This window comes from Nocardioides convexus (assembly GCF_011090295.1).
In genome coordinates, this window is the sequence record NZ_JAAMYA010000001.1 from 344,006 (window position 1) to 369,200 (window position 25,195).

At 70.5% G+C, this 25,195-nt stretch carries 32 protein-coding genes and 10 pseudogenes; 15 read left to right on the forward strand and 27 right to left on the reverse strand.

Annotated features, from left to right (window positions below):
- Positions 1-82: 82 nt before the first annotated feature.
- A complete protein-coding gene (locus tag G5V59_RS02520; RefSeq protein WP_278259590.1) occupies positions 83-295 on the forward strand; it encodes an SDR family NAD(P)-dependent oxidoreductase in 213 nt (70 codons plus the stop codon).
- Positions 296-350: 55 nt separating this feature from the next.
- Positions 351-959 (forward strand): hypothetical protein, encoded by a 609-nt coding sequence (locus G5V59_RS02525; protein ID WP_278260263.1) that lies wholly within the window; start codon positions 351-353, stop codon positions 957-959.
- Between the two features lie 372 nt (positions 960-1,331).
- On the opposite strand, the gene G5V59_RS35510 is transcribed toward G5V59_RS02525, so the two are convergent.
- The 3 genes and pseudogenes from G5V59_RS35510 to G5V59_RS35520 form a co-directional block, all read right to left on the reverse strand.
- A complete protein-coding gene (locus G5V59_RS35510) occupies positions 1,332-1,736 on the reverse strand; it encodes an acyl-CoA dehydrogenase family protein (protein WP_341350820.1) in 405 nt (134 codons plus the stop codon).
- Positions 1,737-1,854: 118 nt separating this feature from the next.
- A pseudogene (locus G5V59_RS35515) lies at positions 1,855-2,292 on the reverse strand (acyl-CoA dehydrogenase family protein); the annotation flags it as partial.
- A complete protein-coding gene (locus G5V59_RS35520; RefSeq protein WP_341350821.1) occupies positions 2,202-2,432 on the reverse strand; it encodes an acyl-CoA dehydrogenase family protein in 231 nt (76 codons plus the stop codon). The pseudogene G5V59_RS35515 and the gene G5V59_RS35520, both read right to left, overlap by 91 nt.
- 277 nt (positions 2,433-2,709) lie before the next feature.
- Between G5V59_RS35520 and G5V59_RS02535 the strand changes: the two are divergent.
- Positions 2,710-2,762, forward strand: a pseudogene (locus G5V59_RS02535) (hypothetical protein); the annotation flags it as partial.
- Positions 2,763-3,291: 529 nt separating this feature from the next.
- Here the strand turns inward: G5V59_RS02535 and G5V59_RS02540 are convergent.
- Positions 3,292-3,597, reverse strand: a complete 306-nt coding sequence (locus G5V59_RS02540) for a thioesterase family protein (RefSeq protein ID WP_341351118.1) — start codon at positions 3,595-3,597, stop codon at positions 3,292-3,294.
- Between G5V59_RS02540 and G5V59_RS02545 the strand changes: the two genes are divergently transcribed.
- Both G5V59_RS02545 and G5V59_RS02550 read left to right on the forward strand, forming a co-directional pair.
- Positions 3,578-3,715, forward strand: coding sequence for a hypothetical protein (locus tag G5V59_RS02545; RefSeq protein ID WP_278260264.1), 138 nt, complete (start codon positions 3,578-3,580; stop codon positions 3,713-3,715). The genes G5V59_RS02540 and G5V59_RS02545 overlap by 20 nt on opposite strands.
- 428 nt (positions 3,716-4,143) lie before the next feature.
- Positions 4,144-4,818, forward strand: a complete 675-nt coding sequence (locus G5V59_RS02550; protein WP_278259592.1) for a lysophospholipid acyltransferase family protein — start codon at positions 4,144-4,146, stop codon at positions 4,816-4,818.
- A 134-nt stretch (positions 4,819-4,952) separates the two neighbouring features.
- Here the strand turns inward: G5V59_RS02550 and G5V59_RS02555 are convergent, their stop codons facing one another.
- A complete protein-coding gene (locus G5V59_RS02555; RefSeq protein WP_278255483.1) occupies positions 4,953-5,090 on the reverse strand; it encodes a hypothetical protein in 138 nt (45 codons plus the stop codon).
- A gap of 50 nt (positions 5,091-5,140) precedes the next feature.
- Here G5V59_RS02555 and G5V59_RS02560 point away from each other — a divergent pair, with 50 nt between their 5' ends.
- Entirely contained in the window at positions 5,141-5,320 is a 180-nt protein-coding gene (locus tag G5V59_RS02560; protein ID WP_278255484.1) for a hypothetical protein, read from the forward strand.
- A 184-nt stretch (positions 5,321-5,504) separates the two neighbouring features.
- Here the strand turns inward: G5V59_RS02560 and G5V59_RS02565 are convergent, their stop codons facing one another.
- The 3 genes from G5V59_RS02565 to G5V59_RS02575 are packed head-to-tail and all read right to left on the reverse strand — an operon-like array spanning position 5,505 to position 6,416.
- Complete coding sequence (locus G5V59_RS02565) at positions 5,505-5,906, reverse strand: DUF4872 domain-containing protein (protein ID WP_278259593.1); 402 nt, start codon at positions 5,904-5,906, stop codon at positions 5,505-5,507.
- Entirely contained in the window at positions 5,903-6,292 is a 390-nt protein-coding gene (locus tag G5V59_RS02570; protein ID WP_278259594.1) for a BtrH N-terminal domain-containing protein, read from the reverse strand. Before G5V59_RS02570 ends, G5V59_RS02565 begins: the two co-directional genes overlap by 4 nt.
- A complete protein-coding gene (locus G5V59_RS02575) occupies positions 6,177-6,416 on the reverse strand; it encodes a hypothetical protein (protein WP_278255485.1) in 240 nt (79 codons plus the stop codon). Before G5V59_RS02575 ends, G5V59_RS02570 begins: the two co-directional genes overlap by 116 nt.
- A gap of 213 nt (positions 6,417-6,629) precedes the next feature.
- On the opposite strand from G5V59_RS02575, the gene G5V59_RS02580 reads away from it, so the two are divergent.
- Positions 6,630-7,061 carry a TetR/AcrR family transcriptional regulator gene (locus tag G5V59_RS02580; RefSeq protein WP_278255486.1) on the forward strand — a complete coding sequence of 144 codons (432 nt, stop codon included), beginning with the start codon at positions 6,630-6,632 and terminating at the stop codon, positions 7,059-7,061.
- 73 nt (positions 7,062-7,134) lie between these two features.
- Here G5V59_RS02580 and G5V59_RS02585 read toward each other — a convergent pair whose 3' ends face one another.
- The 8 genes and pseudogenes from G5V59_RS02585 to G5V59_RS02620 form a co-directional block, all read right to left on the reverse strand.
- A complete protein-coding gene (locus G5V59_RS02585) occupies positions 7,135-7,479 on the reverse strand; it encodes a hypothetical protein (RefSeq protein ID WP_278255487.1) in 345 nt (114 codons plus the stop codon).
- Positions 7,394-8,167: a glutamine synthetase gene (locus G5V59_RS02590; RefSeq protein ID WP_278255488.1), complete on the reverse strand. Its 774-nt coding sequence runs from the start codon at positions 8,165-8,167 to the stop codon at positions 7,394-7,396. Before G5V59_RS02590 ends, G5V59_RS02585 begins: the two co-directional genes overlap by 86 nt.
- Positions 8,148-8,423 (reverse strand): annotated as a pseudogene (locus G5V59_RS02595) (type I glutamate--ammonia ligase); the annotation flags it as partial. The pseudogene G5V59_RS02595 and the gene G5V59_RS02590, both read right to left, overlap by 20 nt.
- Entirely contained in the window at positions 8,308-8,739 is a 432-nt protein-coding gene (locus G5V59_RS02600; protein WP_278255489.1) for a glutamine synthetase, read from the reverse strand. The gene G5V59_RS02600 and the pseudogene G5V59_RS02595, both read right to left, overlap by 116 nt.
- Before the next feature lie 184 nt (positions 8,740-8,923).
- On the reverse strand, positions 8,924-9,355 hold the full coding sequence (locus G5V59_RS02605; RefSeq protein ID WP_278255490.1) for a hypothetical protein: 432 nt from the start codon (positions 9,353-9,355) through the stop codon (positions 8,924-8,926).
- Entirely contained in the window at positions 9,297-9,530 is a 234-nt protein-coding gene (locus G5V59_RS02610) for a hypothetical protein (protein WP_278255491.1), read from the reverse strand. The genes G5V59_RS02605 and G5V59_RS02610 overlap by 59 nt, the downstream gene beginning before the upstream one ends.
- A pseudogene (locus G5V59_RS02615) lies at positions 9,515-10,216 on the reverse strand (hypothetical protein); the annotation flags it as partial. The pseudogene G5V59_RS02615 and the gene G5V59_RS02610, both read right to left, overlap by 16 nt.
- The gene (locus G5V59_RS02620; protein WP_278255492.1) at positions 10,150-11,109 is read right to left on the reverse strand and encodes a glutamine synthetase III; all 960 of its coding nucleotides are present in this window, start codon (positions 11,107-11,109) and stop codon (positions 10,150-10,152) included. The pseudogene G5V59_RS02615 and the gene G5V59_RS02620, both read right to left, overlap by 67 nt.
- A 170-nt stretch (positions 11,110-11,279) precedes the next feature.
- On the opposite strand from G5V59_RS02620, the gene G5V59_RS02625 reads away from it, so the two are divergent.
- Positions 11,280-11,516: a hypothetical protein gene (locus G5V59_RS02625; RefSeq protein ID WP_278255493.1), complete on the forward strand. Its 237-nt coding sequence runs from the start codon at positions 11,280-11,282 to the stop codon at positions 11,514-11,516.
- 111 nt (positions 11,517-11,627) lie between these two features.
- Here G5V59_RS02625 and G5V59_RS02630 read toward each other — a convergent pair whose 3' ends face one another.
- The 8 genes and pseudogenes from G5V59_RS02630 to G5V59_RS02665 form a co-directional block, all read right to left on the reverse strand.
- Positions 11,628-11,966, reverse strand: coding sequence for a PKD domain-containing protein (locus tag G5V59_RS02630; protein ID WP_278255494.1), 339 nt, complete (start codon positions 11,964-11,966; stop codon positions 11,628-11,630).
- A gap of 604 nt (positions 11,967-12,570) precedes the next feature.
- Positions 12,571-12,960 (reverse strand): DUF6318 family protein, encoded by a 390-nt coding sequence (locus G5V59_RS02635; RefSeq protein ID WP_278255495.1) that lies wholly within the window; start codon positions 12,958-12,960, stop codon positions 12,571-12,573.
- Between the two features lie 134 nt (positions 12,961-13,094).
- Positions 13,095-13,262, reverse strand: a complete 168-nt coding sequence (locus tag G5V59_RS02640) for a DUF4191 family protein (RefSeq protein WP_278259595.1) — start codon at positions 13,260-13,262, stop codon at positions 13,095-13,097.
- A 61-nt stretch (positions 13,263-13,323) separates the two neighbouring features.
- Positions 13,324-13,437, reverse strand: a pseudogene (locus tag G5V59_RS02645) (DUF4191 family protein); the annotation flags it as partial.
- A 95-nt stretch (positions 13,438-13,532) separates the two neighbouring features.
- Positions 13,533-13,811 (reverse strand): annotated as a pseudogene (locus G5V59_RS02650) (DUF4191 family protein); the annotation flags it as partial.
- A gap of 25 nt (positions 13,812-13,836) precedes the next feature.
- Positions 13,837-14,750 (reverse strand): annotated as a pseudogene (lipA, locus tag G5V59_RS02655) (lipoyl synthase).
- 75 nt (positions 14,751-14,825) lie between these two features.
- A pseudogene (lipB, locus tag G5V59_RS02660) lies at positions 14,826-15,510 on the reverse strand (lipoyl(octanoyl) transferase LipB).
- Between the two features lie 181 nt (positions 15,511-15,691).
- Positions 15,692-16,234: pseudogene (locus G5V59_RS02665) on the reverse strand (NBR1-Ig-like domain-containing protein); the annotation flags it as partial.
- Positions 16,235-16,395: 161 nt separating this feature from the next.
- Here G5V59_RS02665 and G5V59_RS02670 point away from each other — a divergent pair.
- From G5V59_RS02670 to G5V59_RS02680, 3 genes are all read left to right on the forward strand, one after another.
- Positions 16,396-16,761: a hypothetical protein gene (locus tag G5V59_RS02670; RefSeq protein ID WP_278255496.1), complete on the forward strand. Its 366-nt coding sequence runs from the start codon at positions 16,396-16,398 to the stop codon at positions 16,759-16,761.
- Between the two features lie 237 nt (positions 16,762-16,998).
- Positions 16,999-17,826: a DUF4333 domain-containing protein gene (locus G5V59_RS02675; RefSeq protein ID WP_278255497.1), complete on the forward strand. Its 828-nt coding sequence runs from the start codon at positions 16,999-17,001 to the stop codon at positions 17,824-17,826.
- A gap of 707 nt (positions 17,827-18,533) precedes the next feature.
- Positions 18,534-18,794: a hypothetical protein gene (locus tag G5V59_RS02680; protein ID WP_278255498.1), complete on the forward strand. Its 261-nt coding sequence runs from the start codon at positions 18,534-18,536 to the stop codon at positions 18,792-18,794.
- A gap of 101 nt (positions 18,795-18,895) precedes the next feature.
- Here the strand turns inward: G5V59_RS02680 and G5V59_RS02685 are convergent, their stop codons facing one another.
- Positions 18,896-20,335 carry an NAD-dependent epimerase/dehydratase family protein gene (locus G5V59_RS02685; protein WP_278255499.1) on the reverse strand — a complete coding sequence of 480 codons (1,440 nt, stop codon included), beginning with the start codon at positions 20,333-20,335 and terminating at the stop codon, positions 18,896-18,898.
- A 40-nt stretch (positions 20,336-20,375) separates the two neighbouring features.
- Here G5V59_RS02685 and G5V59_RS02690 point away from each other — a divergent pair, with 40 nt between their 5' ends.
- From G5V59_RS02690 to G5V59_RS02700, 3 genes are read left to right on the forward strand one after another with little or no spacing between them, the layout of a single operon-like run.
- Complete coding sequence (locus tag G5V59_RS02690; RefSeq protein ID WP_278255500.1) at positions 20,376-20,570, forward strand: hypothetical protein; 195 nt, start codon at positions 20,376-20,378, stop codon at positions 20,568-20,570.
- Positions 20,567-21,163: a hypothetical protein gene (locus tag G5V59_RS02695; protein ID WP_278255501.1), complete on the forward strand. Its 597-nt coding sequence runs from the start codon at positions 20,567-20,569 to the stop codon at positions 21,161-21,163. The genes G5V59_RS02690 and G5V59_RS02695 overlap by 4 nt, the downstream gene beginning before the upstream one ends.
- Positions 21,164-21,203: 40 nt before the next feature.
- Positions 21,204-21,413: a hypothetical protein gene (locus G5V59_RS02700; protein WP_278255502.1), complete on the forward strand. Its 210-nt coding sequence runs from the start codon at positions 21,204-21,206 to the stop codon at positions 21,411-21,413.
- 66 nt (positions 21,414-21,479) lie between these two features.
- Here the strand turns inward: G5V59_RS02700 and sucB are convergent.
- A pseudogene (gene sucB / locus G5V59_RS02705) lies at positions 21,480-23,287 on the reverse strand (2-oxoglutarate dehydrogenase, E2 component, dihydrolipoamide succinyltransferase).
- A 157-nt stretch (positions 23,288-23,444) separates the two neighbouring features.
- Between sucB and G5V59_RS02710 the strand changes: the two are divergent.
- A complete protein-coding gene (locus G5V59_RS02710; RefSeq protein ID WP_278255503.1) occupies positions 23,445-23,744 on the forward strand; it encodes a hypothetical protein in 300 nt (99 codons plus the stop codon).
- On the opposite strand, the gene G5V59_RS02715 is transcribed toward G5V59_RS02710, so the two are convergent.
- On the reverse strand, positions 23,704-25,092 hold the full coding sequence (locus tag G5V59_RS02715) for a leucyl aminopeptidase (protein ID WP_341351119.1): 1,389 nt from the start codon (positions 25,090-25,092) through the stop codon (positions 23,704-23,706). The genes G5V59_RS02710 and G5V59_RS02715 overlap by 41 nt on opposite strands.
- Positions 25,093-25,195 lie beyond the last annotated feature (103 nt).

Here is a 25,195-nt window from a genome sequence, read left to right on the forward strand (position 1 = left end):
CGAAGGCTCGCGCTGCAGAGGATGCTGCCGCGGCGGCGGGGGCATATCATCAACACGGCCTCGCTGGCCGGAGAGCCTGCCGGTGCCGGGCCTGGCGACCTATTGCGGCACCAAGTTCGCCGTCATCGGGTTCACCGAGGCGGCACGGTTGGAGTATCGGAAGTCGGGTGTCAGGCTGTCCACGGTGCGGCCCACCTTCACCAACACCGAGCCTGGTGTCCGGGACGAGTGGGGCCAAGGGCATGCGCAATGCCGAGCCGCAGGAGATCGCGCGCGCGACGGCGGCGCTGATTGAGCGGCCACAGCCGTACGTGAGGGTTACGCGGGCGGCGGGTTCCATGGTGGCAGCGATGAAGTTCGTGCCCGAAAAGATCGCGACCCGGCTCGGCGCAATACTCGGGACCGACACGATGTTCCTCGACCGCGTGGACACTGCTGCTCGGCATGCCTACCTGGAGCGGGTCAGCAGGAGCCTGACCAGGCGGGCACCGCCGCGACGGGCCCGAGCAGGATCCGCGCAGGGGGAGACCACAGCGCAGCGTCAATGCGCCGACCTGGCCTCCCACTCCCCGCCCAGCAGGTCGTCGAGCACCGCGGCCCCGCACTCGCAAGCGGGCCATCGGTGCCCGCTCCTTTGTTCGGCGCGACCGGGGACCAACGGCGAGGAGGGGCCGGGACTTAAGATCGTCGCGACTGGTGGAGAGGCGCCGCTGGAGCAGACTTCATCGCGGTGTACCCGTCCACGAGTGCGTGGTGCATCGTGGCAGACATGGCGATGCCGTCGGCGAGACCCTCGGCGGGGTGCATCTCCCCGGGTAGCCGGGGGGCATGTCGGCCTGGGGCCGTGCAGCCTGGAGACGAAGGCGCCCAGCGTCGGACGTGGTGGTCAAGGCGATGTCCTCGTTGACGACCCACCGCTGCAACGGTCCGGGACCGAGCACTGGGTGGGCCCGGCTTGAGGTTCCACGGGCGGACGACGGCGACCGGGGCGCACCTCGTTCACCAGTTCGACCAGGTTGTGCGGGACCCGGGTCGGGCGGGGGTGAGAGGCGCAGCAGCGCCGCCCATGTGGAGCATGACGTGGGGCTCTGCGGCGAGGAAGACTCTCTCGGGGAGGGCGGCCCGCTGGTTCACGGACCTCTTGTCCTGGGGCGCGTTGGCATGTCGGCAACGTCCGACATCCTCGGCGGTGGCGTCTTGTTCCCCCGCTCGATCCCCGTGGCAGCGACGGGCGCCGACGCGCCAATGCTCGACGCCCGTCGAGGGAACCCGCCCCGAGCCTGGGATGGTCGGTCGCGGATGGGCTCACAGGGAGCGGCTGATGATCTCCTTCATGATCTCCGAGCCTGCCTGCGTAGATCTGGGAGACGCGCAGGTCGGCCCAGGCGCGGGCGATGGGGTACTCGTTCATGTAGCCATACCCGCCGTGCAGCCTGGAGGCAGGCATCGGCGACTCGCTGGGCCCGCTCGGAGCACCACAACTTCGCCATGGCTGCGGTGGGGATGTCCAGTTTCCCGTCGAGGTGCAGTTCGATGCACTCATCGACGAAGGCGCGCGCGACCCGCGCCTCGGTGGCGACCTCTGCCATCTTGAACTTGGTGTTCTGGAACCCCCAGATCGGGCGTCCGAACGCGCTGCGGTCGCGCACGTAGCGCAGTGTCTCGGTCAGACAGAACTCCATGGCCGCTACGTTCGACACGGCGACGAGCAGTCGCTCCTGGGGAAGTTGTTCCATCAGCCTGGACGAAACCCTGTCCTTCGGTGTGGCCGAGCAGGCTGGTGGCGGGGACGCGGACGTTGTCGAAGAAGAGTTCGGAGGTGTCTTGTCCCTTCATCCCGATCTTGTCGAGGACCCGCCCCCTTGAGAATCCCTCAGCGGCGGTGGGCACCAGCATCAGCGAGATCCCGGCGGCCTTGTCGTCGGGATCGGTCTTGACGACGGTGAGGACGAGGTCGGCCTGTGAACCGTTGGTGATGAAGGTCTTCGAGCCGCTGACGACGTACTCGTCGCCTTCACGGATCGCCTTGGTCTTGATGTTCTGCAGGTCCGACCCGGTACCGGGCTCGGTCATCGCGATCGCTCCGACGACCTCGCCGGACGCCATCTTCGGCAACCACTGCTGCTTCTGCTCCTCGGTGCCGTAGGCGAGCAGGTAGTGCGCGACGATGCCGTTGTGCAGGGAGGCGCCCCACGAGCCTGTCACCGACTCGTGCCTGCTCCTCGATGAGGATAGGCTTCGTGAGCGAAGGTCCCGCCGCCGCCGCCGTACTCCTCGGGGATGGAGAGGCACAGCAGACCCACCGCTCCGGCGCGGTTCCACAGGTCCCGGTCGACGTGCTTGTCGGCGATGAAGGTCTCGATGTGCGGCCTGATCTCCTTCTCGCAGAAAGTGCGGGCCAGGTCACGCAGGTCCTCGAGGTCGTCGTCCATCCAAGGGGAACGGCGCGTGGTCATGGGAGCCTCCGGATCATTGGGTACAGGGTGTACCCCCATCAGACCACGGCCACCGACCTGGGTACAAGGTGTCCCACGTCGGCGTTGGGCGGTGCCCGGCGTTGTGCGGCACCGAGCAGAGCCGTCGCCCCGCGCCTGTAGGCTGCGGCGATGGTCGAAGTGAGACGATGGGCGGACTCGACCGTCCGACGGCGGTCGTCGCGCGACGAGCCTGGATCGCAACGAGAAGCGCGAGCGCGTGGTCAAGGCCGCGATGCAGGTCATCGACGAGTCCGGGATCGGCGCCGGCACCGCCCTCATCGCGGAGCGGGCTGGCATCCCCAGGCCGCACGTCTACCGCTACTTCACCAGCCGAGACGACCTGGACGACCAGATGGCCAGGCGAGCAGCGCAGGACCTGATCGCGCGGGTACGCCCGAACCTGACCCGACGAGGCACGCCTCAGCAGGTCGTCGAGGGGTTGGTGCGCGCCTGCGCCACCTGGGCCGACGAGCATCCGCATCTCTACCGCTTCCTGGCAGCCCGTGGGCAGAGTCGGACCCTGCATCGTGCCCGGATGGGGCGGTCGCGCCTCCTCGACGAGATCGCTGCGGCTGCCCGCGGCTACACCAAATCGGGTGTGGCGAGCTTTCCTGAAGGCATTCTGGTCGGGGTGATGGGGATGGTGGATGCCACCGTCATCTGGTGGCTCGACCAGCGAGACGAGTCCCTGGACGTCATGGTCGGACGGCTCGCTGGTCACGTCACCCTCGTGCTCCAGGATGCGCTGGCCGGCCACGGGATCCCGCTCGACCCCGCGGTCGAGCCTGGAGCCGTTCGTCGCGGAATGAGGATGTCAGGGACCGGTCGTGGCCATGCCCTGCTCGAAGTGCTGGAGGTCGACGACGATGAACGTCGCGTGCGCGGTGGCGACCTTGTCGCCGACTTGGTCGACCGCCTCGGCGTCCACGCGCAGTCGTCGTCCCGCATGGTCGCGGACGCGGGCCGTGAACTCGTACTCGGTCCCCAACAGGACCGGCCGGAGGTACTCGACGGTCAGTGACCGGGTCACGGCGAGTCTCTCCGACGCGGTAGAGGAGGAATCCGAAGAGGTCGTCGAACGCCGCCGCCACCAGACCGCCGTGGGTGATCCCGGGCGCACCCTCCTGGCGGTGGTCAAAGCGGTGCACGCAGCGCACGCCCGCCTCGGTGGCGTCGACCTGCAGGGCGAGCCCGGCGGGGTTCTCCGTGCCGCATCCCGCGCAGGTGGGGGAGTGTGAGGGGAGGCGGCCCGATTCGGATGGCTGTGGTCGCGACATGGCACTGATCCACGCCGCCAACGTCGTCGGCGCAGCGGGACCGTGCTCGTGGTAGCCGCTCATGACGAGCGGTTCGGCTGCGCGGTCGAAGTGGCGGGAAGGTCGCTCATGATCGGCTCCTCGAGGGTCACGACGGACGGACGGACGGACGGTGACGCAAACTCTAGTTTGTCTCCACGCAGGACGTTTGCCATGCATCTGTCTACACTCGTCGGGTGATCCGAGAGGTGCTCAGGACCGATCGACGCCTCGGTGCCGAGGCCAGGGGCTTCGCGTGGTGGCTCTCGATCCTGGTGTGCAAGCCGATCCTGCTCGTGCTGCGTCGCCCGGATTGGCGTGGTGTCGAGCACGTCCCAAGGTCCGGCGGCGCGGTGCTCGCCGCGAACCACGTGTCGCACATCGACCCCCTGCTGGTCGCGGAGATGATCCTCGCCCAGCGACGGGTGCCCCGGTTCCTGGCCAAGGACAGCCTCTTCGCGGTCCCGGTCGTGGGGTGGTGGTTCCGCTCCGCAGGTCACGTCGAGGTCGACCGGTCGGCGGGACAGGCTGGCTATCGCAGTGCCGTGGAAGCCGTGGCGCGAGGTCAACTGGTCCTGGTCTACCCGGAGGGCTCCATCACGAAGCGAGAGGACGGACTGCCCATGGCGATGAAGTCCGGCGCCGTCCGCGTCGCTTTGGCGGCGTCTGTTCCCCTTCTCCCGATGGCGCAGTGGGGCGCGCAGGAGATCCTCCCTCCTTACAGTGGGCGTCTTCGCCTGGGCTGGCGTCGACGGGTGAGCCTTGTCGTGGGGCCCCCGGTCCCCCTCGACGACCTCCACGACCTGGGGGAGACCTGGGCTGTGAAGGAAGGGTGTCGGCGGTTGGAGGCCGCCATTACCGCGATGGTCGATCAGCCTGGCAGGGGTCCCGGCGGATCGGTGAACCGTGCCCCTGGCGGCATCGATCGAGCGGCGTGGTCGCCGATGCTGACTCTCACGGTTCGAAGGCGGGATCCTGGCGGACCGGTCCCGCGGTGCCGCTCTGCGTCAGGCCGGGCCCGTAGGTCTCGTGCAGGGTCCGCATGATGTCGTCGTACGGGAGGTCGAGGTAGGTCCCTCTCTCTCGTACGTACTCCATGTGTCGACGACCGGCGCCGTCTGCGGCGTGGAGCAGCGCGTCCTGGGTCCCGTCGAAGTCCAGCGGGGGAACGCCGAACCGCTCACACAGACTCGGTGTTGAAGGCCGGCGAGCCCTTGTGCCAGTGACCGTTGACGTGGACGGCGGTCCACCCGTGGTAGACGAAGAGATCGGTGCCCATCACCGACAGCAGTTGTTCGCTGCTCAGGTGGTTGCGCACGTCGGAGAAGCCCAGCAGGGCCGGAATCCCGACTGCGCGCAAGGCTGGCGGTGAGCAGCACCGCCTTCGGGACGCACCAGGTGGGGCCGCCGTTCAAGATGGAGCCTGGCCTTGTAGTGGTCGCGATCGGGCGTGAGGCCGTACGGGTTGTAGCGAAGGCGGTCGCGGACCTCCGCGAAGAGCCGCCGGACACGCTCGCGTGGGTCGTCTGCCCCCTCCACCACCGATGAGGCGAACTGACGGATTGCCGGGTGGTCGCTGTCGACGAAGTGCCCGGACGCCACCGCATCGCTCGGCTCGTGCTGGCCGTTCACCAGACGACCGCCCGGGTGTGCGTGGCAGCCCCGGCGGCCTCGAGCGCGCGCACGAGCTCCCGCTCCAGCCTCTGGGAGTGCGGCGGCGACCCGGGCTGCCTCACGGGCACGCTCGCGGGCCGGCGCCCCGTCGCTGCGCGCCTGGGACGCGACCTGCGACCAGGTCGCGGCGCAGCGACGGGCACTGTCGGACACCGCTGTGGCCGCAGGGTCGTCGGTCAGCCGGGCAATGTCGTGCGCGCCGCTGGCCAGCAGACTTGCGGAAGAGTCCGCCGCCGGTACCTGCCTTCTCGACGAACGCGCTCAGGCCGAGGAGGAGCAGGTGCAGTACGTCGTCGGGGAATACTTCGGGCCATCGCGGGAGATCGTCGGCGAACAGGTCGACGGCGGCAAGTCCGGTGGCTCCCACCGCCGGGTCGCTGCCAGAGACGATCGACGGTCCGTCCGAGGCGGTCATGGCAGCGGCCGCCTGGGCGAACGCGGCACGGCTGGCGACCCTCAGGTCAGGGAGGCTTCTGGGGCCACTCGATGTCCAAGAAGGTGTGACGCGTCGGGACGGGGAAGCCCTGCGAGGACCGCGCCTTGGCCAGCGCTTCGTAGGGCACCATCTGCACGTCCTCGCGGTCGTTGTCGACGACGTGCGCGATCTGATGCTCGTCGTCGTACCCGATGACCACGATGTCGTGCCTGCTCATCTGGAGCCTGGACCCGCAGGTACGGCAGTTCGGCGATGTCCGCCCACACGAGGGCTGGGCGGCCACGCTGGATGGAGTCACGCACCCAACCCCATCCCTCGCTCGGGTCGTCGGTGGCGTGCACCGAGACCGCTGCCCCCAGGCGCATCGGCAGGTCTGTCTCCAGGTCGCCTCCGCGGCCCACGAGGTAGATCGGGGGCATGAGACTCGGTGTCCCTGACGTATGCGAGGTCCAGGGAGCCGCTCAGTGCGAAGACGAGTCCTTCGTCAGGAGGGCCGTTCCACCCAAGTCCGGCCCATTCCAGCAGGTCCCGCATCGCGCCGGAGCCGCAGTGACCGCCCAGGCGGTGGGGGTAGGGGCTGACGACACGTTGCTGAGAGCCTAGCCATGTACTTCATCCTAGAGACAGAAAGTGGAGGTTGTCCGAAAACGGATGCTGGCAACCTAGTCTGTCACATTGTCGTGCGAGCGCGGCACCAGTCCAGAGAGTGACATTCTGGCTAGTCTGTTCATTGTGGCACCTCCAACGATGCGGGATCGGTACCGCGAACACGTCCGCGCCGCGGTCCTCGAGACCGCCCACGACCTGATCGTCAAGCGCGGATGGGAACGAGTCCGCATGGGAGAGATCGCCGACGCCGTCGGCGTCTCACGTGCCCTGCTGTACAAGGAGTTCAAGGACAAGCCCGGGTTGGGCGAGGCCGTGGTCCTCCGGGAGGCGGCGCGATTTATCGACGGAATCGAGGAGGTGCTGGCCCATCACCGCGCCGATGCCGGTCGCGGACTCGCGGCTGCCGTCGACTTCACGCTGGAGGAAGCCGAACGCAGCCCTCTCCTCAGGGCCGTGCTGATCTCTAACGGCGAGTCTCTCCTCGCAGTCGGCGACCGGGATCCTGCCGTTGCTCACAACGTCAGCGCAGACTGCTCGACCTGGCGACGAGGTCGCTGGTCAACTGGGTAACCTCGAACTTCCCAGACATGGTCGCCGAAGAAGTGTCCGACGCGGCGGACGCCCTGGTCCGGCTCACGGTTAGTCACCTAGCCCTTCCCACGTGGACGCGCCCGGAGACGTCGCGAAAAATCACCGAGGTGGGTCTGAGGTACCTCGGACTCTCGGTGGCGCCGTTGCCAGGGTCTCTTTCCCAAGAGCGAGTTCGAGTACTACGTGACAAGTGATCACAGGTCGTAGTACAGGCTCGAACTCGTGCGGGTGCGGGCGCAGCCTGCACCGGCGCGATCTCGTTGACCCGCTTGAAGTCCACCCACGTCTCGATCAGGTCGGGGGTGAACACGTTACCGACGGTGAGGAAGTCGTGGTCGGCCTCCAGCGCGTCGAGCACGGCACCCAGCGAGGTCGGGACCTGGGCGATCTCGGCCATCTCGTCCGGCGGGAGGCTCGTAGATGTCCTTGTCGATCGGGGCGGCGGGCTCGATCTTGTTCTGGATGCCGTCGAGGCCGGCGAGCATCAGGGCCGAGAACGCGAGGTACGGGTTCGCCGACGGGTCGGGGAAACGGGTCTCGATCCGCTTGGCCTTGGGGTTGGTGCCCGTGATCGGGATCCGGACCGAGGCGGAGCGGTTGCGCGAGGAGTAGACCAGCGAGATCGGGGCCTCGTAGCCGGGGACCAGGCGGTGGAAGGAGTTCACCGTCGGGTTGGTGAAGGCGAGCAGCGCGGGGGCGTGCTGCAGGATGCCGCCGATGTACCAGCGCGCGAGGTCCGAGAGACCGCCGTAGCCGGTCTCGTCGTAGAACAGCGGCGAACCGTCCTTCCACAGCGACTGGTGCACGTGCATGCCCGAGCCGTTGTCGCCGAAGATCGGCTTCGGCATGAAGGTAACGGACTTGCCCTGCTCCCAGGCGGTGTTCTTGATGAGGTACTTGAACTTCATCACGTCGTCCGCGGCCTTGAGCAGCGTGTCGAAGCGGTAGTTGATCTCCGCCTGGCCGGCGGTGCCGACCTCGTGGTGCGCACGCTCGACCTGGAGGCCGCAGAGCCTCGAGGTTCTTGACCATGTCCGCACGCAGGTCGGAGTAGTGGTCGTAGGGCTCGACGGGGAAGTAGCCACCCTTGAGGCGGGTCTTGTAGCCGAGGTTGTCCTCGCCCTCCTTGCCGGAGTTCCACCAGCCCTCGACGGAGTCGATGTGGTAGTAGCCCTCGTTGACGCCGGTGGAGTACCGCACGTTGTCGAAGATGTAGAACTCGGCCTCAGGGGCGAAGAAAGCGGTGTCGGCGATGCCGGTGGAGGCGAGGTAGGCCAGCGCCTTCTTGGCGATGTTGCGCGGGTCGCGCGAGTAGGCCTCGCCGGTGATCGGGTCGTGGATGAAGAAGTTGACGTTGAGCGTCTTGGCCTTGCGGAACGGGTCGAGGTACGCCGTCGTCGGGTCCGGGTAGAGCCTGCATGTCGGACTCGTTGATGGCCTGGAAGCCCCGGATCGAGGAGCCGTCGAAGCCCAGGCCGTCGTCGAAGACGGACTGGTCGAAGGACGAGACCGGCACGGTGAAGTGCTGCATGACGCCGGGCAGGTCGCAGAAGCGGACGTCGACCATCTCGACGCCCTCGTCCTTGATGAACTTGAGCAGGCTCTTCGCTGTTGTTGAACATTCGTTCCTCCTTGGCTGACCTGCGGAGCCAGCCATTCGGTCAGTCCGGTGACGGTCTGGGGGTACGACGCGGCGATGCGCCGTCTTTCCTCCCCGCAACCTACCGAACCGGCAGTTTCCCGACCGTCACCGGTTTGTTTCGCCCATGTAACAAGATGCCCAACGCCACCAGGCCGGGCGCCCGCGATGCGAGCGGCCCGGCCTGAGGGATCGGCTGAGGTCAGCGGATGAAGAGCATCTCCTGGTAGGTCGGCAGCGACCACAGGTCGTCGGCGACGACGGCCTCCAGGGCATCGGCGGCCTCGCGCACGGAGAGCATGGCGGGCAGCACGCTGTCGCGGTGGTACGCCGCCTCCGCCAGCCCCTCGTGGTCGTGGGTGCCGGCGAGCGCGTCCACCAGGCCGGCGAGCCCCGAGCGCAGCGCCGTGACGAGTCTCGGAGACGGCCAGCAGGTCGGTGGTGTCGGCCTCGACACCGGCGGCCTTGAGCGCCGCCACGTTGGAGGCGAGACTCGGTCTGGTAGCGCACGGCGGCCGGCAGGATCGTCGTCCGCGCGATCTCCTCGGTGAGGTTCGCCTCGACGTTGATCGTCATCACGTACTGCTCCACGCCGACCTCGAAGCGGGACTCCAGACTCGGTCTCGCTGAACACGCCGTAGGACGAGAACAGGCTTCTTGGCCTCGGGGGAGAGGTACTCCGGCAGCGCGTCCACCGTGGTCCGCAGGTTCTTCAGGCCGCGCTTCTCCGCCTCGACGTGCCACTCCTCGGCGTACCCGTTGCCGTTGAAGACGACCGCGCCGTGCTGCTCCATCACCTTCGCCAGCACCGACTGGACGGCGTCGTTGAACTCCGTGCCGCCCTTGACCGCGGCCTCCGGACTCGGTGGCGAGGTAGTCCAGCGCCTCGGCCATGATCGTGTTGATCACGACCATCGGCGCGGCGACCGTCTGGTTGGAGCCGGCCGCGCGGAACTCGAACCGGTTGCCGGTGAAGGCCATCGGCGAGGTGCGGTTGCGGTCGCCGGCGTCCTTGGTGAGGTCGGGCAGGGTGTCGACGCCCACGGACAGGACGCCCTTCTGCTTCGAGGAGGTCGCGCCGCCGGAGGCGATCTGCTCGAAGACGTCCTGCAGCCTGGTCGCCGAGGAAGATCGAGATGATCGCCGGGGGAGCCTCGTTGGCTCCGAGACGGTGGTCGTTGCCGGCGCTGGCGATGGAGAGCCGGAGCAGCCCGCCGTACAGGTGGACGGCGCGGATGACGGCGGCGCAGAAGACGAGGAACTGAGCGTTGTCGTGTGGGTTGTCGCCCGGGCTCAGGAAGTTGCCCTGGTTGCCGTTGCCGAACGAGAAGTTCACGTGCTTGCCGGAGCCGTTGACGCCTGCGAAGGGCTTCTCGTGGAAGAGGCACTCCATGCCGTGCTGCTTGGCGATCGAGCGGAAGGTCGACATCAGCAGCTGCTGGTGGTCCGAGGCCAGGTTGGCGCGCTCGAAGACCGGCGCGATCTCGAACTGGCCGGGCGCGACCTCGTTGTGGCGGGTCTTGGCCGGGACGCCGAGCTCTGAACAGCGCGCGCTCGGTGTCGTGCATGAAGCCGAGGACGCGCTCGGGGATGGCGCCGAAGTAGTGGTCGTCGAACTCCTGGCCCTTCGGCGGCTTCGCGCCGAACAGCGTGCGGCCGGCGTTGAGCAGGTCGGGGCGCGAGTTCACGAAGGAGGTGTCGACCAGGAAGTACTCCTGCTCCGGCCCGCAGTACGACACCACGTTGTCGATGTCCTCGTGGCCGAAGAGGGTCAGGACACGCTTGGCCTGCTCGGACATGGCGTGCTGCGAGCGCAGCAGCGGGGTCTTGTGGTCCAGCGCCTCGCCGGTCATCGAGACGAAGATCGTCGGGATGCACAGGGTGTTGCCGTTCGGGTTCTCCAGGATGTACGCCGGCGACTGGACGTCCCAGCCGGTGTACCCCCGCGCCTCGAAGGTCGCCCGGATCCCGCCGTTGGGGAAGGAGGCTGGCGTCCGGCTCGCCCTGGACCAGCGTCTTGCCGGAGAACTCCCACACCGCCGTACCGTCGCCGACGGGCTCCATGAAGGAGTCGTGCTTCTCGGCGGTCAGGCCGGTCAGCGGGTAGAAGACGTGGGCGTAGTGGGTCACGCCCTTCTCCATCGCCCAGTCCTTCATCGCCGAGGCGACGACGTCGGCGACCGCCGGGTCGAGCTTCTCGCCCTTCTGGATGGTCGCGGCGACGGACTTGAACACCGACTTCGGCAGACGCTTCTGCATGACCGCGAGGGAGAAGACGTTCTCGCCGTAGGTGGCGCCGGTCTTCTCCTCGACGTCGAAGAACGCGGCCGGTGCCTCGTTCGCCTCGATGTCGCGGATCGCGCCCAGACGGGTCGGGTTCGCAGTCATGGAAACTCCTGGTGCTCGTTGCAGGGGTGGTCGCACGGGCGACCTGCACGTGAACGCTAGGGGTCGAAGATTTCGCGAAGTCGCCCGATTGTTTCGGGCAGGTAACAGGTTGGTCGGGGCGGGCGCGGCCGGGGCGCCCGGTAGTTTTGGGGAGTGATCGAGAACGTTTCGTGGGGCCGCCGGATCCTCGCCCTGCTCGTCGACTGGCTGATCTGCACCCTCGTGGTGGTCGCGATCTACGGCCTCGACGAGTACACCACCACCGGCTCCACCGCCTCGCTCATGGTGCTGCCCGTCTTCGTGCTGGAGTCCGCGCTGCTCACCTGGCTCGCCGGGGGCTCGATCGGCAAAGCCTGCTCACCGGGCTCTGCGTGGTGCCGGCGGACGGGCGTCTGCGCAAAGCCTGAGCCCCGTCAAGGCCTTCGGCCGTCAGGTCCTCGTCGCGCTGGTCATCCCGCCGCTCGTCTTCCGTCCCGACGGCCGGGGCCTGCACGACCTCTTCGCCGGGACCTCGACCGTCACCTTCGCCACCCTGCGCTCCCTGATGAAGTGACCCTCACTCGTAGGTCGACCAGCGTCGGCCTGGCCTCGATCGCCCGCAGCGCCTGCGCGCCGCCCTGGACGGTCACCGTGCCGGGAATCGCGCGCCAGCCGCCGTTCCCCACCCGGTAGCGACCGGTGTACGTCGTCGCCAGCCGCGGCTGGTAGGTGCCCTTGCGCAGGTAGTCGTGGGTGACCTCCAGGCGCGGGTACGGCGCCCCCGGCTGCGTCGTGCTGGTCGACTCCCCGTCGCCGAACTCCCACCGGTAGCGGCTCGGCGTCGCCTCCAGGGTGGCCCGCTGGCCGAGCAAGGTCACCGTGCGGGTGATCGGGGCGGTGCTGGTCGTGTAGAAGTTCGTGGCGAAGTTGACCAGGGTCCGCCCGTCGGGCGGCTGGACGACGAGGGTGCCTGCCGGGAGGCGGAGCGCGGCGAAGGCGGAGCGGATGAGGCCGACGGTGAGGACGGGTGGGGTCTTCGGGTCGGCGGCGGGACAGAAGGTGAGATCTATGTCAGAGCCCGCGACAGCGATCGCGCCGGGGCATGCGCCACCTCCAACTGCGAGCGCCGGGCTATGCCCAATCGATCCGGACGGTGACGAAACGGCGGGCGGCCTCGATGAAGTCCCGGCTCGGTCTCCGGCCTCAGCCCAGAATCCACCGTCACTGGAACCGGGTTGCACGGTAGGCGGTGGTTGGCCCGGATCCGCAAGCTACAAAAAGGGCGACGGCGCAGGTGAGCACGCAGGCGACGGATGCAAACACTACGCCCGCTCCATCACATCAACTCGCCAGCGGCCCGCGCAGAGAATGTCCACGACGTAGGACACCGTGGATGCTTGGAACTCTTTGGTTGCGCCATCAACAGAGATCGACTGATGTGCCTGATTGCTGACATCTAGGTAAATCTCGAAAGCAACGACTTCAGAGCCAGCCTACCTTGAGTGACCTGATGCTGGTCTGCCTGACTTCGTAACGGGCGTCCGTCAGTCGGCCGCCGGACTCGTACAGCGTCCGGATCGCATCGATACCCGCCAGACATCGCTCGCAGTTCGGCCCCGAGACCTTCTCCAGCGCCTTCACATCCCCGGTCACCTGCGCATAGTTGATCAGGTCCCAGTAGTACGCGATGAACGCCCGCGCCCCCGCCTCCGTCGGCTGCCTCGCCGCGGCGGGCAGCACGGGCTCCTTCGCCGGCGCGGCCGACGGCGTGGGGGAGACCGGAGCGGTCGTGCTCACGCTCGGCGACGGGGACGGTTGCCCGTCGGGCTCGTCGTCCGAGCAGCCCGCCAGCAGGACGCCGCACGCCGCCACCGCGGCGAGACTGCGCAGCCACCCCATTGTTCCTCCCCGAGAACAGACTTCGCCCGGACCGGGCGCGTGACGACGCTAACCGATCCGGGCGAAGGTGCCACAGGCTGACAACCAGATGTGGAAAGTACTGACAATCAGCGGCCGCGGAGGTTGCCGCGCATGCCCTTCATCGACGTGGGCACCGGACCCCGCGGGATCGGAGCCTTGGGGCGCTGGGCGTCGAGAGCCCGCAGCCGCTGGCGGATCTCGGTGATCTCGGCGGGCTTCACCTGGCGACCGAGCCTCTGCACGTGGCGGACCAGGCTTCGGGAGCGGGACCTGGCCCTCGTCCTTGCCGACGACGATCTCGTGGACGGGGTACTCCCCGGCCACCCGCTCGTGCTTCTTGTGCTCGCTGACCAGCAGCCGCTTGACGCGCGAAGGGTTGCCCTCGGCGACCAGCACGATGCCCGGGGGGCCGACGACGCGGTGCACCATGTCCTGCTGCTTGTTGAAGCCTGACGGCGTCCTCCACGACCCAGCCGCGGCGCAGCATGCCGAGCGCGCGAGCAGCGGCGCCGAGCCTGGCCGTCGAGCCGGCGGAACGCCGCGCGCTGGGCACGCCGGCCGAAGACGATCATCACGCCGAGCAGGCCAAGGAGCAGGGTGCCGATGATGCTCAGCACCAGCCTGAAGGTGCCCTCGCCGGGAAGCACGAACTGGAAGATGACGAACCCGATGCCGCCGAACACCAAGAAGGCGCCGAGCATCCACCAGCGCGCGGCCGGGTCGACCTCGCGGGTCATCTTGTAGGTCTCGAGGATCTGCCGGCGGCGACTCATGGTCGACGGGTCGAGGGGCGTGTTCGACATGGGGTGCTGCGTTCTCCTCAGGCCATCAGGCGGTGACTTGGGCGCGCGACTCCCGCGCGGCCATCGCCTGACGATACAGACGACCGGCCCGGTACGACGAACGGACCAGCGGCCCGGACAGGACTCCGGCGAAGCCGATCTCCTCGGCCTCGGCGGCGAGACTCGACGAACTCCTCCGGCTTCACCCACCGCTCCACGGGGTGGTGGCGGGGCGAGGGCCGCAGGTACTGGGTGATCGTGATCAGGCTCGCAGCCGGCCTCGTGCAGGTCGCGCAGGGCCTGGGAGACCTCCTCGCGGGTCTCGCCCATGCCGAGGATGAGGTTCGACTTGGTGACCAGGCCGAACGCCCGCGCCTGGGTGAGGACGTCGAGCGAGCGCTCGTAGCGGAAGGCGGGCCGGATCCGCTTGAAGATCCGCGGCACCGTCTCGACGTTGTGGGCCAGCACCTCGGGGCGGGATTCGAAGACCTCGGCCAGCGAACTCGGGGCGGCCGTTGAAGTCGGGGATCAGGTTCTCCACGCCGGTGCCGGGGTTCAGGCTCGTGGATGGCGCGCACCGTCTCGGCGTACAACCAGGCGCCACCGTCGGCGAGATCGTCACGCGCGACGCCGGTGATGGTGGCGTACTTGAGCTCCATCTGCTGCACGGACTCGGCCACGCGGCGGGGCTCGTCGCGGTCGAGGGGCTGCGGCTTGCCGGTGTCGATCTGGCAGAAGTCGCAGCGCCGGGTGCACTGGTCGCCACCGATGAGGAAGGTCGCCTCGCGGTCCTCCCAGCACTCGAAGATGTTGGGGCAGCCGGCTTCCTGGCACACGGTGTGCAGTCCTTCGGACTTCACCAGGCTTCTGCAGGGCGGTGTACTCCGGGCCCATCTTGGCCTTGGTCTTGATCCACGAGGGTTTGCGTTCGATCGGGGTCTCCGCGTTGCGCACTTCCAGGCGGAGAAGGCTTTGCGTCCCTCGGGTGCTGCAGTCACCCGCTCAGCGTACTCCGCACGCGATGGGCGACCGGCATCAGCGGGCGGGGTAGGCCAGCACCGCCACGCCGCCCCGCGCCTTCGCCGGGTCGGGACGCGGCTCGTAGTCGGGCGTCGCGTCGTAGGGGCCCCAGGCGAGCAGGTCGGCCACGTGGCGTCGTACGGCATCGAGGACCTCGGTGACCGGTACGTCGCGGCCGAGCTCGGCGCTCAGCGAGGTGACCCCGGCGTCGGAGATCCCGCAGGGCACGAAGCGGTCGTACCAGCCCAGGTCGACGTCACAGTTGAGCGAGAAGCCGTGCATGGTGACGCCCTTGCTCACCCGGATCCCGAGCGCGGCGATCTTGCGCTCGGGCCCGCGCGCGTCGGCCTTGAGCCACACGCCGCTGCGTCCGGGGACGCGCGCGGTGGTGACGCCGAGCTCGGCACAGACCGCGATCAGCGCCTCCTCGACCCGGCGGACGTAGTCGACGACCTTGACGTGGTCGGGCAGGCGCACGATCGGGTAGCCCACCAGCCTGGCCGGGGCCGTGGAAGGTGATCTGCCCACCGCGGTCGACGTCGACGACGGCGGCGCCGCCCGGGTCGAGCGGCCGGTCCTCGGGGCGGGTGCGCTTGCCGGCGGTGAAGACGGCGGGGTGCTCGAGCAGCAGGACCGTGTCCGGACGCGTCCCCGCGACGACCTCCGCGTGCACCGAGCGCTGCAGGTCCCACGCCGCCAGGTAGTCGATCGCGTCGGCTCCGAGGCCGGCTTCGGTGAAGTCGAGCGTCACGTCGGCAACGGTACTCCGCGCTCAGCCTGGGCATCGGCGGGAGGAGGCGGCGCTCGGCGTACGCGGGCGCGTCCTCACGCGTGACGACCAGGAGCATGACGCCCTCCGGGTGCTCGTGCGGGAAGCAGGTCCAGCCGGCGGCGTCGGTCATCTTCCAGCGCGCCTGGGTGGTCCCCTCGAGCCGGCCGGACACGAGGGGTACGACGAGGTCGACCTCCTCGCCGGGCATCGTGTCCGGGAGCAGGGTCCACGGTGCGGACGTCGGCACACCGATCCCGCCGGCCGGGCCTTGCCGTGCGTAGCGGCGGTCGATCCACGGCACCGTGCCGGTGTTGCGGATCCGCCAGATCTTGGTGAACGGGGTGCGGGGGAGCAGCACCTCGCCGTCGGGGACGGTCACGTCGCCGACGAAGGCGGCGGCGTCGCCGGGCACGGGGTACTCCGCCGTCGAGATGCGCTGCCGCCTCTGGAAGGGCCGCGGACCGCACGTCACCTCCACCCAGGCGTCCCAGACCTGGCCGTCGCCGTGGAAGGTCAGGTCGTAGTAGGTGACGATCGCGGCGTTCGGTGCGTCGCGTCCGCGCTCGACGTTGCTGAGGTGGCTGCGGCTGCACCCGATGGCGCGGGCCACCTCGCTCAACGGCCGCTCGGAGGCCGTGCGCAGGTCTCGCATCAGCCTGACCGAGGATCTCCCGGGACAGGTGCGAGGTCATGGCGCGAGTGTAGGAGCGCGACACCCCGAGCGGCCGCTGCTGGTATCGGTTCCGGTCGCCGGTATCGGTTCCGGTGGTGGGAGATCGCCAACCCCCTTCCGAGGCCGCCTACGGTCGCCGCGTGAGTGCACCGTGGCCGCCCCCCGCGGGCCGTGCGCGGCCGCTGCGCTCACGCACTCTCGACGTCGTCGTCGTGGTGCTGGCGGTCCTGGCCTTCCTGGCAGCCGGGTTCCTGCTCCTGATGGCCGTGGTGCTGCCGATGGGCGCGGCGTCGTGCGAGACCGACGGCTGCGAGCGGCGGCTCAACCTGATCGCCCTGTGCACCGCGGCCGGTTCGGTCGCCGGCATGGCCGCGACGACGGCCGGTGTGGTGCTGCGGCTCGGCGGCTTCGCCCGTTGGTGGGGGCTCGTCTGCCTGGCCGGAGGACTGGTGCTGCCCATCGGCGCCTTCCTCGGCTCCAGCCTCTCCCTCCCGACGGCCCCGTGAACGCCCCCGTGAGCACGTCCGTCGCCGCGCGGTATCAGTACCGGTGGTGGGAGATCGCCAACGACCGGGAGTCGCTGCCTACCGTCGTCCTGCTCGCGACGTACCAGCGGGCGGCACCGAGACCGGGAACACGCGACGAGGCCGGCGGCGGACCAGGGATCGAGCACGGCGATCGTCGGCACCGCCGCCTGAGACATCCCTCCCACCGTCCCGTCCGCCACCCGAGGAGCCTCCACCATGCGCACACGTCCCTACCCGTCCGCCCGTCAGGGCGTCGCGGCCCTCGCGGCCTCGCTCGTCCTGCTCACCGCCGTGGGCTGCGACGCGTCGGTCTCGGCCGGGGAGAAGAAGGTCTCCCGGTCCGACGTCGCGCGACAGGTGAGCGAGCAAACCACCCGCACCGTCGGCCAGGAGCCCGACGACGTCTCCTGCCCGGACGATCTCCCTGCCGAGAAGGGCGCGGAGACGACCTGCACGCTGACCTCCGGCGGCTCGTCGTACGACGTGGCGGTGAAGGTCACCTCGGTGGACGGCGACGACGTGAAGCTCGACATCAAGGTCGCCGACGCGCCGAGTCGATGGAGCCTGAAGAACGGCGTCCAGGTCGCGTCGCCGACCGACGGGGCGAAGGCCGGGGCCCTCCTCGCCGACGTCCTGGTGGTCCTCACCGCGACCGCAGCCGTCGTGCTGGCGCTGCCGCGGGAGCCGCTCGGCGTCGTCGCCGGAGGTGCGGTGCTCGCGTGGGTCGGCATCGCCTGGCTCTACGGCTTCCTGCTGTTCTTCGTGCCGGGCCGTCGCAGCCTCGGGTGCGCGTTGTTCGGCACCCGCGTCGTACGACGCTCCGACGGCGCGTGGCCGGGATTCTGGCGCTCCGGCTGGATCTCCTTCGTGCGGACCGTGTGGTTCCCCCTGCTCCCGCCGGTGGTGATCGCCGGCGCTCTCGGCGGGGGATCTCCGGGCGGCATCGAGGCGGTCGTGTGGAACGTGAGCGTGCGCGCAACAGGACTGACCGGCCGGCGCCCGCCGGGCGGAGTCGCAGAGATCGACCGAGAGGAATCGCCATGACGAAGAGATCGACCGGCCCCCGAACGACGCTCCGCGTCGCCGTCGGGCTGACGGCCGCCCTGACGGGGTCGTTGGGTGCGGCACTGACGGGGGAGTCCGGCGGGCGCCAGGCTCGACGCCGGTGCCGGTGGCGCAGGCCGGGCCACCGGCATCGTGCTTCATCCACCTCGACGGGGTGGTCGACAGCGGGCCCGACACGGGACAGATCACGCGCCGGACCTACGACACCGACGGCGGGATCCCGAGCTCCCGGCTGGACCGTTTCAACCCGGGGCGGCTGGCGTTCGTGCCGCGGGGCTTCATCACTGATCCCGGCGGCTCGGGCGGTCGGCCCTACGTGAACTCGTTCTACGTCGGAAACTCTCCGGCCGGTGGCTTCTACCGGATCTCCGCAGTCGGGCAGAACAGCACCGAGGACGTCGTCGTCGCGGCGACCGTGGTCGATGCCACCTGGGCCAGCATCCGCTCGATCATCCACACCGGGACGGGAACGACGGACTCGACCTACCTCTACGGGCTGACCGACGGTGGCGGCTTCTACCGCTACGAGACCGGCTCGAAGAGCCTGGCGCCCTACGGGCGGGTCACCGTCGGCACCTCGGGGTGGCAGGGCGTCCGGACGATGGTGTGGGAGCGGGTGGTGACCCTGCCGGGCACGACGCGGCGCGCCGACGTCTTCCTGGCGACCACCACCGACGGCAAGCCTGGTGGAGTACACCGTGCCGCTCGACCACCCCGAGCAGTGGACGCGCGTGGACCTCAAGAGCGCCACCTGGGGCGGCTTCAAGGTGCTCACGACCGGCGACTGCTTCACCGCCAGCGGCGCTCCGGCCGGGCGCATGCTGCTGGGCGTCCTCACCAACGGCGACGTCTACACCTACTGGGACAAGAACGCCACCGACGGCTCCGGTGCCGACATCGTCGGCTACGGCAAGGCAGCCGCCGGCTGGACCGAAAAGCTCTACTGAGCCACCTCCGGGCGGTTCCCCTGTGGAGAACCGCCCGGAGGCCCTGGAGCCGACGCATCATCGCTCCATGCGCATCTCGGGATCCCGCCTCGTCCTCGCCTTCACGGCCCTGCTCGTGGTGGTCGCCGGCCTCCTCGCGGGCTGGGCGGCTCTGCGGCCCGACCCACCCGGCGGCACGGCGCCCGCCCCACGAGCCGCGGCCACGCCCACCGCGCCGGGTGCCTCCTCTGGCGGTGCGGGAGCGCGGGCCGATCCGCCTGCAGCGGTGGTGGCACTGGCCGTGCTCCGCGACTGGGACCGGGCCCGGGCGAGCGCCTGGGAGCGGGGAGACCCAGCCGCGCTGCGGGCGCTCTACGTGCGCGGCTCGCCCGCCGGCGAGGCCGACGTCGCGATGCTCCGCCGCTGGCAGGAGCGCGGCCTGCGGGTGCACGGCATGCGCATGCAGGTGCTGGGTGTCGAGCCTGCGGGCGCGGGGAGCGTCCCGGTTGGTGCTCGTGGTGACCGACCGGCTGGTCGGCGCGGTCGCGGTGCCGGGGCGGCTCGCGCTGCCGCAGGACCAGCCGACCCGGCGCCGGCTCGAGCTCCGCCGGGTGGCGGGGCGGTGGCTGCTCGCCGGGGCGGTGGTGCTCAGCGACGGATGAGGCCGGTGGCGAGGATCGCGTCCACGTCGGGGTCGGCGAAGTCGAAGCCCAGGTCGAGCAGCGTGCGCGGGGCCACGTTGAGCGAGCCGAGCAGACTCGTCGGCGAGCGGACCGGCGGCGATCTTGATCGCCGGTGCCGGCGCGGCGAGCAGCGCGGGGCGGTGCACCTGCCTGGCCAGGGCGCGGGTGAACTCGGCATTCGTGGGAGTCCGCGGCGCGCAGAGGTTCGCCGGCCCGGCCGCGGTCGGGTGCTCGACGAGGAAGCGCACGCCGCCGACCCAGTCGCGCAGCGAGATCAGCGGGGCGTACTGCTTGCCCGAGCCGATCCGGCCCCCCAGTCCGGCGAGGAACTGCAGGCGCTGAGCCTGCAGCGGCGGGTTGCTGCGGTCCTGCACGGGGGCGGTGCGCAGGAGGACGACCCGCGCGCCGGCCTCCTGGGCGGGCTGGGCCGCGCCCTCCCACTCCCGGCACACCCGGGTGAGCAGGGCGTGGCCGCGGGTGTCGGAGGCCTCGGTGAGCGGCGCAGTGCCGTGGTCGCCGTACCAGGCTGATGCCGGAGGCGTTCACGAGGGCCGGTGGCTGCGGGGCGGCGGCGATGGTGCGGGCGAGCAGGCCGGTCGTGGTGACCCGGCTGGTGCGGACGTCGCGAGCCCACGCGCGGGAGTGCGGGTTGCCGATGAGCGGGGCACCGGCGAGGTTGACGACCACGTCGGCGCCCTGCACGAGGCCGGCGTCGACCTGGCCGTCCTGGGGAGCCCAGCGTGACTCGCCTGCGCCGGGCTCACGTCGGACGAGGGTGGTCACGTCGTGACCGTGCTCGCGCAGCGCATCGACCAGGTGACGACCCAGGAAGCCGGAGGAGCCGGCGACGACCACGGACAGGCGGGAGGAGGAGGACACGCCGCAAGCCTGCCACTCCCACGGTGGCGCGTGGCACCCTGTGCGCAACCTCTGGAGGGAGATCCATGAACGACGCACGTCGTCGCCCGCGCCGTACCGCCGCGGTCGCGCTCGCCACCGTCGCGCTGCTGGCCCTGGCGGGCTGCAACGACGACAAGGAGCCGCAGCAGGGCTCGCGGCCGGTCCGCGAGAGCCCGGGCGCGACGGGTGGAGGTTCCACCGCGCCGAGCGGTGATGCCGCCTCCGGCTCGGCCACGGCGAGCGGGAGCGGAAGCGCGAGCGCGTCGGCAGCCACCGCGCCGCGGATCGAGGTGCTCGGGACCGGTACCGGCCCGCGGCGGCTGCTCCGCCTGGAGGCTCGCGCAGGGGCACCGCGAGACCAGCACGGTCGAGATGGTGATGCGGATGGAGATGGGACCGGTCGGCAAGGTCGAGGTGCCGTTCGCCACGCCGGTCACCACGACCGTGACCCGGGCCGACGACGACGGCTACGCCTTCGCGGCGGTGCTCGGCAGGCCGACGGTCGACGCGGCGAGGCTGCCCCAGGCCCTGGCCGCGACCCTCGAGCAGACGCTCGGGCAGGTCGAGGGCACCACGATGCGCCTGGAGTCCGGCCGCGACGGCGCGGTGACCTCCTCGAAGATCGAGCTCCCGGACGGTGCGCCTGCAGTGGTGGCGCGGATGACCGACACCTTCGCGAGCCAGGCGATCGGGATGACCGTCCCCCCTTCCGGCCGAGGCGGTCGGCGTAGGGGCACGGTGGCGCGCGGTCAGCACGCTGCGGCTGTCGGGGACGACCTCGACGATCACCACGACGTACGAGCCTGACGCAGGCTGCGCGACGACGGCTACACGTTGAAGTCTGTCCGTGCAGCAGCGCACCCACCCGGGCACGGCCGCCGGCGGTGGGTCCATCGTCAAGGGCTCCGCGACCGGCACGGGAACGCTGACCGGGCGCAGCGGGTTCGTGATGCCGGTGTCGTCGGAGTCGAGCCTCGAGGGGTCCTCGGTCGTCGAGGTGGGCGGGCAGCGGGTCCGTACCGGCTTCGGGGTGACGATGCGGCAGACCACCCGCTGAGGGACCGCGCAGACGACGAAGGCCCCTGCCGAGCGGCAGGGGCCTTCGTGCGTCGGACGTCCGGGGTCAGACCTCGAACTGGCCGGACTCCAGGCGCTTCTTGAGGTCGCGCAGGAAGCGGCCGGCGTCGGCACCGTCGACCACGCGGTGGTCGTAGGTCAGTGCCAGGTAGACCATGTGGCGCACCGCGATCGTCTCGCCCAGGTCGTCGTCGTCGATCACCACGGGACGCTTGACCACGGCACCGGGGCCGAGGATGGCGACCTGCGGCTGGTTGATGATCGGGGTGTCCCACAGCGCGCCGAAGCCTGCCGAGGTTGGTGATGGTGAAGGTGCCGCCGGAGAGCCTCGTCGGGCCCGATCTTGTTGGTCCGGGTCCGCTCGGCGACGTCGGCGATCTTCTTGGCGAGGCCGGAGATGGCGAGGTCACCGGCGTCCTTGACGACCGGCGTGAGCAGGCCCTTCTCGGTGTCGACGGCGAAGGCGACGTTCTCGCGGTCGTAGTAGGTGATCTCGCCGGCCTCGAGGTCCAGCGTCGCGTTGAGCGCCGGGTGGTGCTTGAGGGTGTCGATGGCGGCCTTGGTGAAGAAGGGCAGGTACGACAGACTTCACGCCCTCGCGCGCCAGGAACTCCTCCTTCACGCTCTCCCGCAGCCGGGCGATGTTCGTGACGTCGACCTCGACCACCTGGGTCAGGCCTGGGCCGAGACGTGCAGCGACTCGACCATCCGCTCGGCGATGATCTTGCGCAGCCGGGTGACCTTGACCGTCTGCCCGCGCAGCGGCGACGGGGAGCCACCCGTCGCACCGCCCGAGGCGGCCGGCGTGGAGGCAGCGGGAGCCGAGGCGGCCGCGGCAGCCGGAGCGGCGGACTTGGCCGCGGCGGCGTCGAGGACGTCCTGCTTGCGGATCCGGCCACCGACGCCGGAGCCCTTCACCTGGGCCAGGTCGACACCGTGCTGGGCGGCGAGCTTGCGGACCAGGGGAGTGACGTAGCCCGGGCCCTCGTCGGCGACGCTGGCAGCAGCGGCCTCGGCGACGGCCGGCGACGGGGTCGGCGCGGAGCTCGCGGCGGGAGCCGGAGCGGCCGGGGCCGGCTCAGGCTTCGCCTCGGGCGTTGGGGTGGGCTCGGGCTTCGCCTCGGGCTCCGGCGTCGGCTCGGGCTTCGCCTCGGGCTCCGGCGTCGGCTCGGGCTCGGGGGCCGGGGCGGCGGCGGGGGTGCCGGAGCCGACGATGGCGAGCTCGGCGCCGATCTCGACGGTCTCGTCCTCGGCGGCCTTGATCTCCAGCAGGGTGCCGGCGACCGGCGAGGGGATCTCGGTGTCGACCTTGTCGGTGCTCACCTCGAGCAGGGGCTCGTCGACGGCGACCTCGTCGCCGACCTGCTTGAGCCAGCGGGTCACGGTGCCCTCGGTCACGGACTCTCCGAGCGCGGGGAGGGTGACCGGCGTTCCGCTGGTGGCGCCTCCGGACGCGGCCGCGGGGGCCGGTGCCTCGGGAGCCGACGGGGCCTCGGGGGCGGCCGGGGCGGGTGCGGCCTCGGCGGCGGGAGCCTCCTGAGCAGGAGCCTCGGCGGCCGGGGCCTCCTGCGCGGGCGCCTCCTCGGCGGGCGCGGGCGCGTCGCCGCCACCCTCGCCGGCCTCGCCGACGACAGCCAGCACGGCGCCGATCTCGACGGTGTCGTCCTCGTTGGCGCGGATCTCGATCAGCGTTCCGGCAACGGGAGACGGGATCTCCGTGTCCACCTTGTCGGTGCTGACCTCGAGCAACGGCTCGTCGATCGCGATCTGGTCGCCGACCTGCTTGAGCCAGCGGGTGACAGTGCCCTCGGTGACGGATTCACCGAGTGCGGGAAGAGTGACTTCGGTCGCCATGGGAGCCATCCTTGCACCACGGGTGAACCAAGTCGCAACAGGTCACCCAGAGATCGGGCAAACTGTCCCCATGGCTTTGTTCGACCGGTTCCGAGGCGGCTCGAGGGTACGCACCAGTAACCCCGCCAAGGACGCTGCGCGCACGGGTTCGACGCGGGTGCGTGCCTCGGAGCGGGGCGACGAGGAGCACCTGCGCACCTGGGTCCAGGAGCGCCGTGGGGTGGAGGGCTTCGTCGAGCCGCGGACGGCGGTCAGCGAGATCACGCTGCTCCTCGTCGCCCACGACGGCGAGTGGACCCGGCGCCGGGTGCCGTCGGTGAAGTGGGCCCACGACTTCTGCAACCGCCACCAGGTCCCGTCGTACGACGCCGCGGTGGTCGGCGTCCCGCAGCGGATGCGCGACTACAACTCCCGGGTCAGGAAGGCTCAGAAGGAGCAGGCGCGGCGCGAGCCCTGAGCACCTCGACGAGGGTGGCCACGCCGTAGCCGGTCGCCCCGCTCGCGAGGTGCCCGTTCGCGCCGCCCTTGTTGAAGGTCGGCCCCGCGATGTCCAGGTGCGCCCACGGCAGCCCGCCGGTGAACTCGCGCAGGAAGGCCGCGGCGAAGATCCCGCCACCCCAGCGGATGCCGTCGTACTGGGCGAGGTCGGCGACCTTGCTGCTGCGGATCCGCTCGTCGTAGAACTCCGGGATCGGCATCGGCCAGGCGTCCTCGCCCGCCGCCTCGCCGGCGGCGAGCACCTCGGCGACGACGGCGTCGTCGCCGAGCACGCCGGCCATCTTGTCGCCCAGGGCGAGCACCATGTGCCCGGTCAGGGTGGCGATGTCGACGAGGACGTCCGGCGCGCGCTCGACCGCGCGCCCCAGGGCGTCGGCCAGGACCAGGCGGCCCTCGGCGTCGGTGTTGGTGACCTCGACGGTGGTGCCGGCGTACGTCGTCAGCACGTCGCCCGGGCGCATGGAGGCCGCGCCGACCATGTTCTCGGCGAGCGCCGCGAAGGCGGAGACCCGGACGGGCAGCCCGAGGCGGGCTGCGGCGATGGTCGCCTGGACGACGGCCGCGGCGCCGGCCATGTCCTCCTTCATCGTGGCCATGCTGGCTGCGGGCTTGATCCACAGCCCACCGGAGTCGAAGGTGATGCCCTTGCCGACCAGCGCGACGTGCGCCACGGCGTCCTTGGGTGCGTAGGTCAGGCTCGACCAGGCGCGGCGGCGCGGCCGAGCCGGACCCGACCGCGAGCAGGCCGCCACAGCCGAGCTCGTCGAGACGCTGCTCGTCGAGCACGTCGACCTTGATCCGGCCACCGGCCGGCGAGCCTCCTTGTTGGCGGCCTTGACGGCGGCGCCGATGGCGTCGGCGAAGGCCGGCGGCGTGAGGTCGCCGGGCGGGGTGTTGACCCAGTCCCGGGCGGCGGCGATGCCGTCCACGACGACCTGGGCCGGCTCGACCGCGGCGGCGACGTCCGCCCGGCGCGCGGCTGGGGTGAGCAGCACGACCTCGGCCGGCGCGGTGGGCGTGCCGGGCTTGCTCTTGTACGTCGTGAAGGAGTACCCGCCCAGGCCCCAGCCCTCGACCACGGCCCGCACCAGCGCGGGGGAGTCGGCGGGCAGCGCGAGCGCGACGGAGGCGGCGTTGGTGACCGCGCGGGCCGCGTTGCCCGCGGCGCGTCGTACGGCGTCCGGGGTCACCTCCTCGCCCAGGCCGACCAGGACGAGCAGCGGGGAGGCGATCACCTTGTTCGTCGGCACCTTGGCGACCTCGCCGGGCCGGCCCTGGGCGCCCAGCGTGGCGAGCAGGCCGGGCAGCCTTGCGCCCGTAGGCCTCGGCCACCGCCTCGCCGCCCGGCGCGAGCGTGCCGTCGCCCAGCACGCCGACCACGACGGCTTCTGCCTTGGTCTTGGCGGGGCT